Source organism: Streptomyces sp. NPDC057302, from assembly GCF_042667685.1.
In the GTDB taxonomy this organism is placed as follows: domain Bacteria; phylum Actinomycetota; class Actinomycetes; order Streptomycetales; family Streptomycetaceae; genus Streptomyces.
The window spans coordinates 1-14,134 of sequence record NZ_JBHUZJ010000088.1 but is presented as its reverse complement, the minus strand read 5'-3'; the positions used below and the strand labels follow the sequence as shown (position 1 = coordinate 14,134).

The 14,134-nt window shown below is 70.6% G+C and carries 13 protein-coding genes; 7 read left to right on the top strand and 6 right to left on the bottom strand.

Annotation, left to right across the window (positions count from 1 at the left end; translation table 11 throughout):
- Positions 1 to 55: 55 nt before the first annotated feature.
- Both ACFUPX_RS37695 and ACFUPX_RS37690 read left to right on the top strand, forming a co-directional pair.
- A complete protein-coding gene (locus tag ACFUPX_RS37695; protein WP_383333051.1) occupies positions 56 to 1,966 on the top strand; it encodes an AMP-dependent synthetase/ligase in 1,911 nt (636 codons plus the stop codon).
- A gap of 84 nt (positions 1,967 to 2,050) precedes the next feature.
- Positions 2,051 to 3,694: an alpha/beta hydrolase gene (locus tag ACFUPX_RS37690; protein WP_383333050.1), complete on the top strand. Its 1,644-nt coding sequence runs from the start codon at positions 2,051 to 2,053 to the stop codon at positions 3,692 to 3,694.
- 33 nt (positions 3,695 to 3,727) lie between these two features.
- On the opposite strand, the gene ACFUPX_RS37685 is transcribed toward ACFUPX_RS37690, so the two are convergent.
- On the bottom strand, positions 3,728 to 4,588 hold the full coding sequence (locus ACFUPX_RS37685; RefSeq protein ID WP_383333048.1) for a helix-turn-helix transcriptional regulator: 861 nt from the start codon (positions 4,586 to 4,588) through the stop codon (positions 3,728 to 3,730).
- A 168-nt stretch (positions 4,589 to 4,756) separates the two neighbouring features.
- Between ACFUPX_RS37685 and ACFUPX_RS37680 the strand changes: the two genes are divergently transcribed.
- The gene (locus tag ACFUPX_RS37680) at positions 4,757 to 6,172 is read left to right on the top strand and encodes an MFS transporter (RefSeq protein WP_383333046.1); all 1,416 of its coding nucleotides are present in this window, start codon (positions 4,757 to 4,759) and stop codon (positions 6,170 to 6,172) included.
- Between the two features lie 93 nt (positions 6,173 to 6,265).
- Entirely contained in the window at positions 6,266 to 6,943 is a 678-nt protein-coding gene (locus tag ACFUPX_RS37675; RefSeq protein WP_383333044.1) for a DinB family protein, read from the top strand.
- 76 nt (positions 6,944 to 7,019) lie between these two features.
- On the opposite strand, the gene ACFUPX_RS37670 is transcribed toward ACFUPX_RS37675, so the two are convergent.
- From ACFUPX_RS37670 to ACFUPX_RS37660, 3 genes are all read right to left on the bottom strand, one after another.
- A complete protein-coding gene (locus ACFUPX_RS37670; protein WP_383333043.1) occupies positions 7,020 to 8,354 on the bottom strand; it encodes a fibronectin type III domain-containing protein in 1,335 nt (444 codons plus the stop codon).
- Between the two features lie 134 nt (positions 8,355 to 8,488).
- Positions 8,489 to 8,740 carry a DUF397 domain-containing protein gene (locus ACFUPX_RS37665; RefSeq protein WP_383333042.1) on the bottom strand — a complete coding sequence of 84 codons (252 nt, stop codon included), beginning with the start codon at positions 8,738 to 8,740 and terminating at the stop codon, positions 8,489 to 8,491.
- Entirely contained in the window at positions 8,737 to 9,603 is an 867-nt protein-coding gene (locus tag ACFUPX_RS37660) for a helix-turn-helix domain-containing protein (RefSeq protein ID WP_383333040.1), read from the bottom strand. The genes ACFUPX_RS37665 and ACFUPX_RS37660 overlap by 4 nt, the downstream gene beginning before the upstream one ends.
- Before the next feature lie 127 nt (positions 9,604 to 9,730).
- Here ACFUPX_RS37660 and ACFUPX_RS37655 point away from each other — a divergent pair, with 127 nt between their 5' ends.
- Positions 9,731 to 10,192 (top strand): ATP-binding protein, encoded by a 462-nt coding sequence (locus ACFUPX_RS37655; protein WP_383333038.1) that lies wholly within the window; start codon positions 9,731 to 9,733, stop codon positions 10,190 to 10,192.
- A gap of 235 nt (positions 10,193 to 10,427) precedes the next feature.
- Entirely contained in the window at positions 10,428 to 11,318 is an 891-nt protein-coding gene (locus ACFUPX_RS37650) for a hypothetical protein (protein ID WP_383333036.1), read from the top strand.
- Positions 11,319 to 11,346: 28 nt separating this feature from the next.
- Here ACFUPX_RS37650 and ACFUPX_RS37645 read toward each other — a convergent pair whose 3' ends face one another.
- Complete coding sequence (locus tag ACFUPX_RS37645; protein WP_383333034.1) at positions 11,347 to 12,051, bottom strand: GAF and ANTAR domain-containing protein; 705 nt, start codon at positions 12,049 to 12,051, stop codon at positions 11,347 to 11,349.
- Positions 12,052 to 12,117: 66 nt separating this feature from the next.
- Positions 12,118 to 12,858 (bottom strand): ANTAR domain-containing protein, encoded by a 741-nt coding sequence (locus tag ACFUPX_RS37640; protein WP_383333032.1) that lies wholly within the window; start codon positions 12,856 to 12,858, stop codon positions 12,118 to 12,120.
- Between the two features lie 370 nt (positions 12,859 to 13,228).
- Here ACFUPX_RS37640 and ACFUPX_RS37635 point away from each other — a divergent pair, with 370 nt between their 5' ends.
- A complete protein-coding gene (locus ACFUPX_RS37635; protein WP_383333030.1) occupies positions 13,229 to 14,095 on the top strand; it encodes a GyrI-like domain-containing protein in 867 nt (288 codons plus the stop codon).
- Positions 14,096 to 14,134: the final 39 nt, after the last annotated feature.

The window sequence follows — 14,134 nt, the reverse complement described above, 5'->3', positions numbered from 1 at the left end:
CCCCAATCGACGGACGGGCTGAACTCTCCCCCCCCCTGACAAGGAGCCGCCACCCATGTCACCGTCATCCACCCCCGCCGCCCCCCAGCCCGCCCTCGTCGAACCCCACCTGCGTCACCTCGACGGCGCCGTGCGCGAAGTGGCCGTGCCGCCGTTCGCCGCTGCCGTCACCAGTGGGTCCCTCGCCGATATCCCCTTCGACAATGCCCGTGAGGCCCCTGCCGAAGCCGTGCTCTCCCGGAAGGGTGAGGACGGGCGGTGGTGGGACGTGTCCGCTGCCGAGTTCGCGGCCGAAGTTCTCGCCGTTGCCAAGGGGCTGATCGCCGAAGGGCTTGCCCCGGGGGACCGGCTCGCCATCATGGCGCGTACGACGTACGAGTGGACGCTCCTCGACTTCGCGGGCTGGGCCGCGGGGCTCGTCACCGTGCCCGTGTATCCGACCTCCTCCGCCTATCAGACCCGGTGGATACTCCAGGACTCCGGCGCCGTCGCACTCGCCGTCGAGACCGCCGCGCTCGCCGCGTCGCTCGGGCCCGAGCGGGACCGGATGCCCGACCTGGAGCACCTGTGGTCCTTCGAGAAGGGCGACGTGCGGCGGCTCGCCGAGCTGGGACGGCGCGGGGACGTCTCCGATGCCGAAGTGGAGGGAAGGCGGGGTGAGTTGGGGCCTGAATCCGTGGCCACGCTCATCTACACCTCCGGCACCACCGGGCGCCCCAAGGGCTGCGTACTGACCCACGGCAACTTCTTCGCCGAGGTCGACAACGCGATCGAACTGCTCCACCCCGTCTTCAAGTCCGTCAGCAAGGCGCCCGCCTCCACCCTGCTCTTCCTGCCCCTGTCGCACGTCTTCGGGCGCATGGTCGCCGTCGGCTGTCTGCGCGCGCGGGTGCGGCTCGGGCACGCGCCCAGCATCCAGACCGAGGATCTGCTGGCGGATCTGGGCGGCTTCCGGCCCACCTTCCTGCTCGCCATCCCGTATGTGCTCGAAAAGGTCTTCAACACCGGACGCGCCACCGCCGAGAAGATGGGCCGCGCCTCCTCCTTCGACCGCGCCGCCCGCATCGCCGTCCGCTACGGCGAGGCGGTCGAGGCGCGCCAGCACGGCACGGGTCCCGGTCCGGGGTTCGGGCTGCGGCTGGCCCGCGCGCTGTACGACCCGCTGGTCTACCGGCGGATCCGCGCGGCACTCGGCGGCAAGGTGCGGTACGCGATCTGCGGCGGCTCACCGCTCGGGCGCCGCCTCGCCGCGTTCTACGCGGGCGCGGGCATCGAGATCTTCGAGGGGTACGGGCTGACCGAGACCACCGCCGCCGCCACCGTGACACCGCCGCTGAAGCCGCGCCTCGGCACGGTCGGCTGGCCGCTGCCCGGCACGCGCGTGCGGATCGCGGACGACGGTGAGGTGCTGCTCGCCGGAGGCCAGGTCTTCGGCGGCTACTGGGACGGGCAGGCCCGGCGAGCCGTGCCCGCGAGGGAGGAGTGGTTCGCGACCGGGGACATCGGCGCCCTCGACGCCGACGGGTACCTGTCCATCACCGGGCGCAAGAAGGACATCCTCATCACCACCGGCGGCAAGAACGTCGCCCCAGCCCCGCTGGAGGACTGGCTGCGCGCCCACCCGCTGGTCGGCCAGTGCATGGTGGTCGGCGACGACCGGCCCTACATCACCGCCCTGCTCACGCTGGAGGCGGACGGCATCTCGCACTGGTGCCGCATGAAGAAGAAGGCGCACACCGGCCCCGGTCTCGCGGACGACCCCGATCTGCGCGAGACCTTGCAGCGCGCCGTCGACGAGGCGAACAAGCTCGTGTCGCGGGCCGAGTCCATCCGGCGGTTCGCCGTGCTTCCCGTGGACTTCACGGAGGAGAGCGGCCACCTCACCCCGTCCCTGAAGCTGAAGCGGGACGCCATCGAGCGGGACTTCGGAGAGGAGATCGAGCGGCTTTACGGACACGCACGGTAGCGGATGTCACTCGCTGTCACCTGGACGGGCGGGGTCGCCACCCCGCGCTTAGGGTGATCGAGGGGCAGACCCTGGGAGGTTGCCGTGCGCAGAGCTGTCGCACTCGCCGGCGTGACCGCGCTGGCCGTCATGGGGACAGGTGCCTGGTTGCCGGGCGTGAGCGCGGCGGTGTCGCCGTCGTCCGAGCCCTCATCCGAGCCCTCGTCCGAGCCGTCACCCTCGTCTCCGTCGTCGCCTGATCTTTCCCGGTACTACTCGCAGAAGATCAAGTGGGGCGCCTGTGAAGGGGATGGTGCGGGCCTCGTCTCCGGGTCCGACGCCACCGCCGTCCCCAAGGACAAGAACATCCGGTGCGGCAAGATCACTGTCCCCCTCGACTACGCGAAACCGGGGCGCGGCAAGGTCGAGGTCGCCATGGTCCGCATCAAGTCCAGCGGCAAGCCCCGGGGTTCGCTCCTGCTGAACTTCGGGGGGCCCGGCGGCGCCGGGGTGTCCGGGCTGCTCGCCGCGCAGAAGGAGTTCGAGTATCTCGGCAAGGGGTACGACGTCGTCTCCTTCGACCCCCGTGGTGTGGGCGAGAGTTCGCCCGTCAGCTGCGGGGACGCCGGTACGCAGGAGCCCGAGGCGGGCGGCGACTCCGACGACCCCGCCGCCGTACTCGACGAGATGCGCAAGATCAACGAGGAGTGCAAGAAGAAGTCGGGTCCCGTCCTTCCGTACGTGGGGACCGTCAACGTCTCGCGCGACATGGACGTCATGCGGCAGGTGCTCGGCGACAAGAAGCTGAACTATCTGGGCTTCTCCTACGGGACGCGGCTCGGCGCCGTGTACACCGCCCAGTTCCCGAAGAACGTCGGCCGGATGGTCCTCGACGGCGTGGACACGCTCACCGAGGACGTCGCCGAGCAGGCACTGGTGAGCGCGGAGGGGCGGCAGACCGCCCTCGACAACTTCGTCACCTGGTGCACGCACAACGCGGGTTGCGTCCTCGGTACCGATTCGCGTGCGGCGCGCGACAGCATGGCCGAGCTGATCAAGGGGCTCGACTCGTATCCGCTCCAGTCCTCGGACGGCGCCGAGTTCACCGGGCAGGACGTCGTGGACGTACTGGGGCAGGCGCTCTACAGCAGGCAGTCGTGGCCCGCGCTCTCGCAGGCGCTCGGCGCGCTGCTGGCGGACGGGGATCCCAGGGCGCTGCTGCGGATGGGCGGGTCACTTGCCCAGCAGGCCCAGCAGGCTCCCGGGGGTGGTGTGCGGGGGCGGGCCGCCGAGGATGTTCCCGCCGACAACATGGCTGCCGCGCTCATGGCCGTGAACTGCGCGGACGACCCGGACCGGCCCGACGCGGACAGCATAGAGAAGGAAGTCGGCAAGCTTCAGGAGGAGTTCGAGTCGACGTCCGCGATCTTCGGGCGTTCGATGCTGATGCCGGTGCTCTTCTGCTTCGGGCGGCCCGCCGGTACGGACTACATCCGTGACGACGTACGTGACGTGAAGAGCCCCGATTTCCTGCTCGTCGGCACCCGGGGCGACCCGGCCACGCCGTACCGCTGGACCGAGGAGACCGCCGAGCGGCTCGGGTCGGCGGCCGTCGTCCTGGACAACAAGGGGGACGGGCACACCGGTTACGCCGGGTCCAAGTGCGTGCGGGACAAGGTGGACGGGTTCCTGTTGTACGGGGAGATGCCGAAGGACGGGAGTTCGTGCGGGGTGGACGAGGAGGAGTGAGGTGGGTGAGTAGTCAGTGAGGTGGCTGAGTCGTCAGTGGGGCGTTGCGCGGGACGACGGGTCCAGGCGCAGCATCGCTTCCTCGTCCGGGCTGCCGGGCTCGGCCTGGTAGGCCACCAGGCGCTGGCCGTCCGTCCTCGCCAGCTTCATCACCTCGTACGTGAGCGTCATCGGGCCCACCTTCGGGTGGTCGAAGGACTTGGTGCCGCCGCCGCGTTCCCTGACTTCGTAGCGCTCCCAGAGGCGGGCGAAGTCGGGGGACTTGAGGAGGAGTTCGCCCACCAGGGCGGCCAGTTGAGGGGAGTCCACGTCGACGCCGCCGACCGCGCGCAGATGCGCGACGGACTTGGCCACGGTCTCCTCCCAGGGGCGGTAGAGCACGCGGCCCACGGGGTGGAGGAAGACGTACCGCGTGACGTTGCGCTGTTCGGCGGGCCAGTCCCACAGGCCTGGCATCAGGCGGCGGCCCGCCGGGTTCGCGGCCAGCATGTAGCTGTGGCGGCTGACCACGTATGCGGGGAAGGGGCTCAGGTTCTCCAGCATGCGCTGGACGCTGGGGCGGACCGTGTCGCCGGGGGTGGGGTGGGGTTCCGTGAGGCGGCCCGAGGCGAGTTCCGCGAGGTCGTGGAGGCGTTCGTGGGCGTCGCCGCTGAGGCGGAGGGCTCTGGCCAGGGCGTCGATCACCGAGGTGGAGGGGTTTGTTTCGCGGCCCCGCTCCAGGCGGGTGTAGTAGTCGACGCTTACTCCGGCGAGGGTGGCCAGTTCCTCTCGGCGGAGGCCGGGGGTGCGGCGCAGGCCCGTTCCTAGGGGGAGGCCTGCGTCGGTGGGGTTGATCTGCGCGCGTCTTGCCCGCAGGTATCTGCCCAGTTCTGTTCCCTCTGCTGCCTTCGCCATCCGTCCATTGTCCCCCGGTGGGGGTGGGTGTGGGGGGCCGTGTCAGGGCCAGGAACGTTGCGGTCTGCCGGGGGTGGTGGGGGCGGGGGGAGTCTGGGGTTGCCCCGCAGCGGTCCCTGGCCGAACAAGCCTTTCCCGCCCACCACCCGAAACTCAGGAGTCGGTTCCGTGCCCCAAACCGTCATACCTTCCACCGCACCGCGTACCGTCGCCGCCCCCCTGCTCACGCCCCCCACCCCAACCCTCGCCCCCCTCCTGGCCTCCCTCCTCGGTTTCACCGTCATCACCGTTGACGTGTCCGCCGTGAACATCGCGCTGCCCGCCATCCGTACCTCCCTCCACGGCGGCATGGCCGGGCTCCAGTGGGTCGTGGATTCCTACACGTTGATGTTTGCCGCGCTCATGCTCTCCGCGGGTGCTCTCGCCGACCGGGCGGGAGCGCGGCGGGCCTACGCCTGGGGGGTCGGGCTCTTCACGCTCGCCTCGCTTGCTTGCGCTCTCGCGCCCGGTATCGGGGCGCTCATCGCCGCCCGCGTCGCGCAGGGCGGGGCCGCGGCCATCGTCATGCCCGCCTCGCTCGCGCTGATCCGGCAGGCGTACGACGATCCGCGGCGCCGTGCCCGTGCCATCGCGCTGTGGACGGTCGGCGGGTCCGTGGCCATGGCTGCCGGGCCCGTGCTCGGGGGCGTGCTCACCGAGGTGGCCGGGTGGCGGGCCGTGTTTCTGCTCAATCTGCCTATCGGGGCGGTGATACTCATGCTTCTTGCCCGGACCTCTCCCTCCCCCCGCCGCCCCGCTCCCCTCGACCTTGCCGGGCAGGCCACCGCCGTACTCGCCCTCGCCGGGCTCGCGTTCGCCGTCATCGAAGGCGGCCATCTGGGGTGGAGCAGCGCGCCTGTGCTCGGCGCCGCCGTCCTCGCCGTCGCTGCGGGCTTCGGGTTCTACGCCGCCGAGAAGCGGCACACCGCGCCCATGGTCCCGCTCGGGCTCCTGCGTGAGCGCAAGGTCAGCGTCTCCCTCGCCATCGGCTTCGCCGTCAACGCGGGGTTCTACGGGATCGTCTTCCTCCTCGGGCTCTACTTCCAGCAGTTGCGCGGGATGTCCGCGATCGCCGCCGGCCTGATGTTCGTGCCCCTCGCCGTCATCATCACGTCGACGAACCTCGTCTCGCCCCGCATGGCCGAGCGCATCGGCCGCCGCCGGGTCATCGTGGCGGGCCAGGCCGTCCTCGCCCTCGCCATGTTCGTACTCCTGCCCCTCGCCGCCGACACCCCGCTCTGGCTGGTCCTCGTCCTGCTCGTCCCGACCGGCATGGGCGGCGCGTTCGCCGTCCCCGCGCTGACCGCGCTCCTCATGGACGCCGTCCCCGCCCACCGCGCCGGCACGGCCTCCGGCCTGCTCAACGCCCTCCGGCAGACCGGCGGCGCGATGGCGGTGGCCCTCTTCGGCGCACTGCTCGCCGCGGACGGCGGTACGGGATTCTCCGTCACCGGGATGCGGGAAGCCCTGCTCGCCGTCGGCCTGCTCCTGTGCGCGACGACGGCCCTCGCCGCCTGGCTGCTCCCCAGGGACGGCCGCCCGTGAGCCCCACCGATTGCGGGAACCGCCGGGCCCGTCCCCGATATGACCCGGGCCCGGGGCCTCCGCCGCCGCCGACACACGGATAGCGTGCCCCGCATGCGCCGACAAGCCGAACAAGATGCCGCCACTCCTGGTCCCGTCACCGCCGACGATCTCGACCGGGCCGTCCAGCTCGCCCTCGCCGCCCTCCGCGACGCGCCCCCGGAGGCCTGGGACGCGAACGCGGGGACGTTGGAGTGGGACTGCTGGGAGACCGTGGAGCATCTCGCCGACGACCTCTTCGCGTACGCGGCCCAACTCGGCCCGCGCAAACCGCCCTTGGACGACGAGGTGCCCTTCGTCTGGGAGTCGCGCAGGCCCGGCGGCCCCTCCAACGCCATCCACGCCAACCGCTCGGCCGGTCCCGCCGGACTGCTCCAGGTCCTGGAGGCGAGCGGCGCCCTGCTGATCGCCATGGTGCGTACGACCCCGGAGACGGTCCGCGCCTACCACGGCTTCGGCATCTCCGACCCGGAAGGCTTCGCCGCGATGGGGGTCGTGGAGACCCTGGTCCACACGTACGACCTGGCCGACGGCCTGGGTCTTGGCAAGGGGCCGGACTCGGCGTGGAGCCCGCCCGCCGACGTCTGCGCCCGCGTGCTCCACCGCCTGTTCCCCGACGTCCCCTCCGGCCACGAACCCTGGCCGACCCTGCTCTGGGCCACCGGCCGGGGCGAGCTCCCGGGCCACGACCGCCGCGCCTCGTGGCGCTGGTACGGGGAGCCGCGGGGCTAGCAGTCTCGTCCGCGAAGGGGCGCCGGGAGGGCGACTCCCCCCCCCGGGCGCCCCAGCCCGTCAGGGCGTCAGGCCGTCAGGACGTCGGCGTCGCCGATACCTCGGGGGAGAGGGCGGACTCCCGGCCGTCCTCGTCGACCGTGGCCACGCGGTAGTAGTACTTCGTGCCGCCCGTCAGCCCACTGTCCAAGTAAGCCGAGTCGCTCGTGGCGTGGGTGAACTCGGCGTTGTCCTTGGTGACGTCCGGCTGCGTCGAGCGGTAGAGGCGGTAGCCGGTCACGGCCGGGTCGCCGCTGCCGGACGCCGGGATGTACCAGCTGAGCCGCACGCTGCCCGCGCCCGGCTTGACCTCGTAGAACTGCGTGGCGCTCGGCGGTCGCGGCGCCGTGTACGTCGGCTTGACCGACGTGGACGCGGCCGAGTCGACGGAGTGCTGTGTCGTGGCGACGACGGCGTAGTAGTAGTCCCGCTCGCCCTCGTCCTCGCTCACCGTGGCGGTGTACTCGGGGCGCGTCGTGGTGGCCACGCGGTTGGCCGGGGCGGTGATGTCGACCGGCGAGGTCTTGGAGCGGTAGACGGTGTAGGACGAGACCGGTACATACGGGCTCTGCGTCCACGACAGGCTGAGCCGCTTGCCCACGAGCTGGGCGTTGCCGAGGGCAGGGGCCTTGGGCGCGGTCGAGTCGGTGACGGTCTTGGTGCCGTTCACGAGGTTCGAAGGACGCGACTCGTTCCCGACGGCGTCGACGCCCACCACGTCGTACGAGTACATGAGGCCCGGGTCGCCCTTGGTGTCCCGGTAGGTCAGCGACGTCGTCGAACCCACCTTCACGCGACGTGAGTTGGGTGACTCAGAGCGGTACAGCACGTACTTCACGGCGTCCGAATCGCCCGTGCGCCACGTCAACGTCACACCGCGCGCGTCCTCGCGCGCGAGGGTGAGGTCACGCGGGGCGAAGGGCGCGACGGTGTCCCGGGTGCCACGGATCGGCTCGGTGTACGGGGACACGTGCCCCGCGTCGTCCAAGGCGCGGATCTTGTACGCGTACGACACGTCCGCGTCGCCGTCGCTGTCGACGTACGTACTCGTGGGCACGGTCGCGAGCAGCGAGTACGGGCCGACCTCGTCCGGTTCCGTCCCCTCGGCCTCGGCCCGGTACACCTCGTAGCGGGTGGCGGCGGAGAGCGAGCCCCAGGAGAGGGAGACGGACTCACGCCCGGAGCTGACGTAGAAGCCCTCGGGTGCGTCGTACAGGGGGTTGTCGGGCTGGTCCGGGTCGTCCCCTATTCGCTGGGCCGAGCCGGCCGGGGTGGCGGGCGTGGCGGCCTGTGCGGTGCCGGTTAATCCGAGGGCGATGACTACTGCGGCTGCGGAGGCGACGGCTGCGGGTCTGAGGCGCGGGTGGTTCACGGCTGGCGTTCCCTTTCGGTGGAACCACGTACTGGCGTACGGGAGTTCGAGAGTTCGGGATGCAGTCGTGGGGGGAGGTGGTGGTGGCGCTATGGGGGGGCAAGGCACTTTAGCCGTCAACAGCGAAGGCCGCGTCAGCTTTCTACGCGTGTCGTCTGCGCGACGAAGGCGGTCCAGGTGGAGGGCGTCACCTTGAGGTGGGGGCCCTCGGGGTTCTTGGAGTCGCGTACGTGGATGGCGTGGGGGCAAGGGGAGACTTCGAGGCATTCGCCGCCCCCGCCACTGCTGTGGCTGGACTTGCGCCAGGTGTACGCGACTTCGAGGCATGCGCCGCCTTCGCCGCTGCTGTGACTGCTCTTGAACCAGTCGAGTTCCGTGGTCTTCATCGTTCCCCCAGCATCTTCTCGATCAGAGACAGTGAGTCGCGGGGCGAGTGTGCCTGCGCCCGGATGATCCCATGGCGATCGGCGAAGACGCGGACTTCTTCTGGATCGGTGATCAATCGGGAGTGGCCGTAGATCTCCGTGTAGGCCACCTGGTTGCGCCCTTTGGGAGTCAGCAGGATGAACGAACCGTCCAGGCTGGGATGCTCCTGGCGGTCGGTCGGCATTACCTGTAGCTCTACAGTCCGCATACTGCCGATGCGCAGAAGGAGCTGCAACTGGCCTTTGTGGACATCCCGTCCACCGACAGGCCGCTGTAGAACAACCTCCTCCAGTACAAAGCTGAAGGTTGGCGCGGGCCAGCGTTCGAAGATCTGCTGGCGGGCAAGCCGGTCAATCACCCGCTTCTCGATGGTCTCCTCGTCGAGCAGTGGTCGACGCTGGGAGAACACCGCTCGCGCGTACGGCTCGGACTGAAGTAGCCCTGGTACAGCCTGATTGCTGTAGTCGTTGAGCGCGCGTGCCTCCGCTTCAACCCGTGCGTAGTCCCGGAACCAATCCGGGTGCCGTGTCCGAGCCTTCGCCTGGGCCTCCCGTACATCATTGATGGCTACCCGTAGTACTCCGCCCGCGTTGAGAAACTCATCGGCACGCAAGAGGAACTCGGGTTGCGGAGTCCGAACCCCCCTCTCCATGGCAGAGATCAGCGCCTCGCCGCAGTGCATGGCTGCCCCAAACTCCCTCTGGCTCAGCCCCGCCCTTTCGCGCAGCACTTTGAGCTGTTTGCCCAGTGCCCGAAAGAGATGCGCCGTACCGTCCGCCTCCGAGGGGCGTTCCGGCCTTTCCTCGTGATCTGCGTTCGTCATACCCCGTACCGCCCTTGCGTGGTTACGGCCGACGTCTCATACGCCCAACTGCTCGCGCTCATACAGCTACGCTCCGTCGCGGCGTCGTACCTGGTCAGCGTAGAGCGCAACGACCACGCTCAGTGACATGGAATCCCAAATCTCCACCCCCCAAATGCACTTCGCGCAGCGGCTCAGCCCCACCCGCAGAGGCGCCCGCCTCGCCCGCCGTCTGACCACGTACCAGCTGGACGTCTGGGGATTCCCCCACGGCAGCGACCTCTCCGACGCGGCGGCGCACATCACCGCGGAGCTCGCGGCGAACGCCGTCACGCACGGCCACGTACCCGGAAGGGACTTCGAACTCCGCCTCGCCTACGAGCAGCCGACGCGCACGCTGCGTATCGAGGTGTCGGACGCGAGGGGCGATCGCGTCCCGGAGCTGCGCCCGCCGGACCCGGAGGCGGAGTCGGGCCGGGGGCTGCGTCTCGTCGAAGCGACCGACGCGACGTGGGGCGTCGTGGAGCGCCTGATTGGCAAGACGGTCTGGGCCGAGCTGCGAGCTCCGAGCCCCGAGCTCTCTTTTGCAAGGAATGGTGGGAAGACTTGAACCCACCCTCCCGCCCTGTTGGAGGCGGGGCAACTCCCGCACGCACCAGGGGAGATGACAGTTTGTGATCAGGTTGCGACCGAGCGTCGATGTGCTCTAGGTTCGCGACGACAAACGTCAAACGACCCCGGTCGGTGCTGCGAACACCGGGTCCGGGGTCTACCCAACGAGATCGTGGAGCGATCTGATGGTGTCCCTTGAGCCTAGCTCTACCCAGCCCTCGCCCGCACACCCCATGGCCAACCCGGGGTACGGGAAACGCCTGGCCCCGGAGCAAGAGCGGGCCCACCGCGCTGACTTCGAACTTCTGCCCAAGCGTGAAGCGGCGATCGCCGGGTTCATCGACCGGCTGCCCGAAGGCGCGGCGATGGACCACAAGACGCTCGCCCGGCACATCGCGGGCTACGGGCAGGCCGCGATCCGCAGCGCGCTGAAGGCCCTGTCGCACGCCGGTTATCTGCGCCGCATCAAGGAGCAGGTCGTCCGCGACGGCGCATGCCGCTGGGTGACTCGGACCTACTGGTCGCGCACGCCCCGTACAGCCGCCTGGTGGTGGGAGTTCTGCCGCAGCGTGCGGGGCGTGATGCTGGACGACCTGTACGGCGAAGGCGAAAACCGAGGCGAGGGCGATTGCGAAGGCGACGGCGGGGAGGACTCGCCCCCGCCCACCGCCGCGTACCGCGCCCTCGCCGAACTCGGGCGTACCGAACCCCGCTTGACCCTCTCGGCGGCGGACTGTGCCCGCCTCGAACCGCTCGCCGCCGCCTGGCTCGCGCGTGGCGCGACGGTGGCCCACCTGAACCACGCCCTGACCGCCGGGCTCCCGGAACCGCTCCACAACCCGGCCGGTATCGCGAAACGACGCCTGGAGGACAAGATGCCACCCGAGATCAGCGAGGCCCACGGCCGCGAGACCGTGCTGCGGCGCGTGATGGTCTGCCTGTTCTGCGAGACCACGGGGGACGAGGATCCCCTGGTCCGGCGGCACGGCCTGTGCGCCGTCTGCGCGGCCGAGGAGGAGTCGGACGTCCCGGACACCTTCCGCCCGGCACCGGGCCCGGTGGACGTCGCCGCGTACGCGGACGCGGCACGGGTGGCGGCGGGGCTGCCGCCCAGAGGGCGGTAGCCGGACGGCCGGTGCCGGGTGGGGCGGGTCAGTCGGGGGCGAGGCGGAGGCGCCCGTCGATGACGGCGTGGGCGACGTCGAGCAGGGGCAGGCCCTGCTCCCAGGCGTGGGCGCGCAGGCGCAGCAGGGCCGCGTCGATGCCTGTGCCGAGGTGGACGGTGAGCATGCCCGCGGCCTGGTGCACCGCCGCCCGGTGCAGGTCCCTGCCGTGGGATCCGGTGGCCAGGGACTGGAGCGGGGTGTGCAGCAGCAGGTCCATGGCGACGCGGGCGAACCGGGAGAGATCCTGGCGCTGGAGGGCGGGGAAGGACCCGGGGGCGGTGCGGTAGCCGGTCAGGACGCCCGCGGTGACGACGCCCAGGAGCAGGGGGACGGCGATGACGGCACGGGCCGACAGCTCGTGGGCGCCGGGGGCGAACAGTGGCCATTGGTCGGCGGGTACGGCGTTCAGGTCTATCTCGACGATGGTGCGGCCGGTCCTTGCGGCGTCCAGGGTGGGGCCTTCGCCGAGGGTGTACTGGAGGTCTTCCAGGGCCGTGCCGAGGGGATCGGCGGGGTCGGCCCAGAGGAGTTCCAGCGCGCCGTGTGCGGAGCGCAGGCTCAGGGTCAGGGCGTCGAGGCGCAGCAGGCGGGCGGTGTCGGCCGCCGATGCGGCGGAGAGGTCGCTGCCGGTCCGGGCTGCCTGGCGCAGACCGTCCAGGTGGTCGTTGAGTTCAGCGTGACCGCGGTCCATCGCAGATACCCCCCGGCTCCGGTCGGGAGGGGCAGGAACACGGAGGGCGCCGTATCGGGCGCGGGTTCATGTCGTGGCCGTGATCAGGTCGGCGGGCAGGTCGCCCCGGGCGACCCGGGCCGACAGCACGGACAGCTTCTGCCGCCTGGCGCGGGCGTAGGCGCGAAGCTGCCGGAACGCCTCGTCCATGCCGACGCCGAGGTGGACGGAGAGCACACCCTTGGCCTGCTCGATGATCAGCCGGTTGTCCAGTGCGGTCTGCAACTGGTCGAGCACCTGGTTCCCGTCGGCCATCTGCTGTCGGACGGCGAGGGCCGTGCTGGTGGCGTCGGCCAGTGACTGGGCCAGGCGCAGGTCCTGGCTGCTGAGGTGGGGCGGTCCGGCCATCAGCAGGTTCAGGGCGCCCAGGGGTGAGTGTGGCAGTCGCAGGAGCACGGAGGCGACCGCCGTGATCCCGGCCTCGCGGGCGAGGGGGGCGAAGCGCGGCCACCGGGTGGATCCCGGTGGTTCGGTCAAGGAGGTCACCGGCAGCGGCTGTTGGTGTCGGGCCGTGTCGATGCAGGGGCCTTCGTTCAGCGCGCACTGCTCCTCTTCGAGGGCCAGGCAACGCTCGTCGGAGGCGGTGACGTACGCGGGCCCGGTGCTGTCGCGGTCCATCACGGTGATGCCGGCGCACTGCACCGGCAGCAGGGCGACGATTCGGGCCGTCAGGTCGTGCAGCAGCTCCAGCGGATCGAAGTCCGCGGGTCGGTTCGCGAGATCCAGGAGGGCGTGCGCGATGTCTGTCTCGCGGTCGGTGGTGGTCATGCGGGCCTGCCGATCGGGCTGCTTCCGCACCCGTTGGCGGCAAGTCCAGGCAGTTCCGGGCAGATCCGGGCTGTGTGCGGGCCGCGTCCAGCGTGCGGAAGGGTGTCGACCCCTAGGGGGCCTTGTCACGCCCGCTGACAGGGATGCCGCTGCTCGCCCCTCGTCCTTGGTGGCCCGCCCAAGACCGTCGCTTCGACCGGTTCCAACCGGGCCGAACAGTCTTACGGTACGGCTGCCGGGTACCCACCCATGCCGACTTGAAACTGACGCGCGAGCCGTCGCGCGAGCCCGACCGAACCGGGCACAGGATGTCGGGTCGGGCAGGGTGGGTTCTTCCTAACGTCGGTGAACGAAAGGGAAGGAGGCCGGGGTGCTTGAGCGCGTGAACCAGGCCATGGACCACATCGAGGCCCACCTCGACCAGCAGATCGACGTGGCCGCCCTGGCGCGGACCACGGCGACGTCGGAGTACCACTTCCGGCGGCTGTTCTCCGCGCTGGCGGGGCTGCCGCTGTCGGAGTACATCCGGCGCAGGCGGCTGACCGTCGCGGGCGCGGAGGTGCTGGCCGGGGAGCGGACGCTGCTGGAGATCGCCGTGCGCTACGGCTACTCGTCCGGCGAGGCGTTCGCGCGGGCGTTCCGTGGCATGCACGGGGTCGGCCCCGGTGAGGCCAGGCGGGGCGGCGCGACGCTGCGGTCCCAGCCCCGGATGTCCTTCCGCCTCATCGTCGAAGGGAGTAGCAGCATGAAGTACAAGGTCGTGGAGAAGGACGCGTTCCGTGTCGTCGGCAGGAAGGCGCGGGTCCCGCTCGTGCACGAGGGCATGAACCCGGACATCGCCGAGTTCATCCGCGGGATCGGACAGGAGACGATCCGGCGCATCGAGAGCCTCTCGGACCAGGAGCCGGAGGGGATCATCTCGGTGAGCGACAACCTCGACGAGAGCCGGGCCGAGGGGACCGAACTCGACTACTACCACGGGGTGGTGAGCGGCGCGGACGTGCCCGACGACATGGACGCGCTCCCGGTCGAGGCCGGGAGCTGGGCCGTGTTCGAGAGCGCGGGACCGTTCCCGCAGACGCTCCAGTACCTGTGGCGGGACGTGTTCACCCAGTGGTTCCCGTCGAACCCGTACCAGAGCAGGCCGGGTCCGGAGATCCTGCGGACGCGTCTGTCGGACGACGGGACGCGGGCGGATGCGGAGCTGTGGATTCCGGTGGAGCGGACGGCTCTCTGAGAGGTGACGCTCTCTGAGGGGTGGCGCTCGGGACGGTGG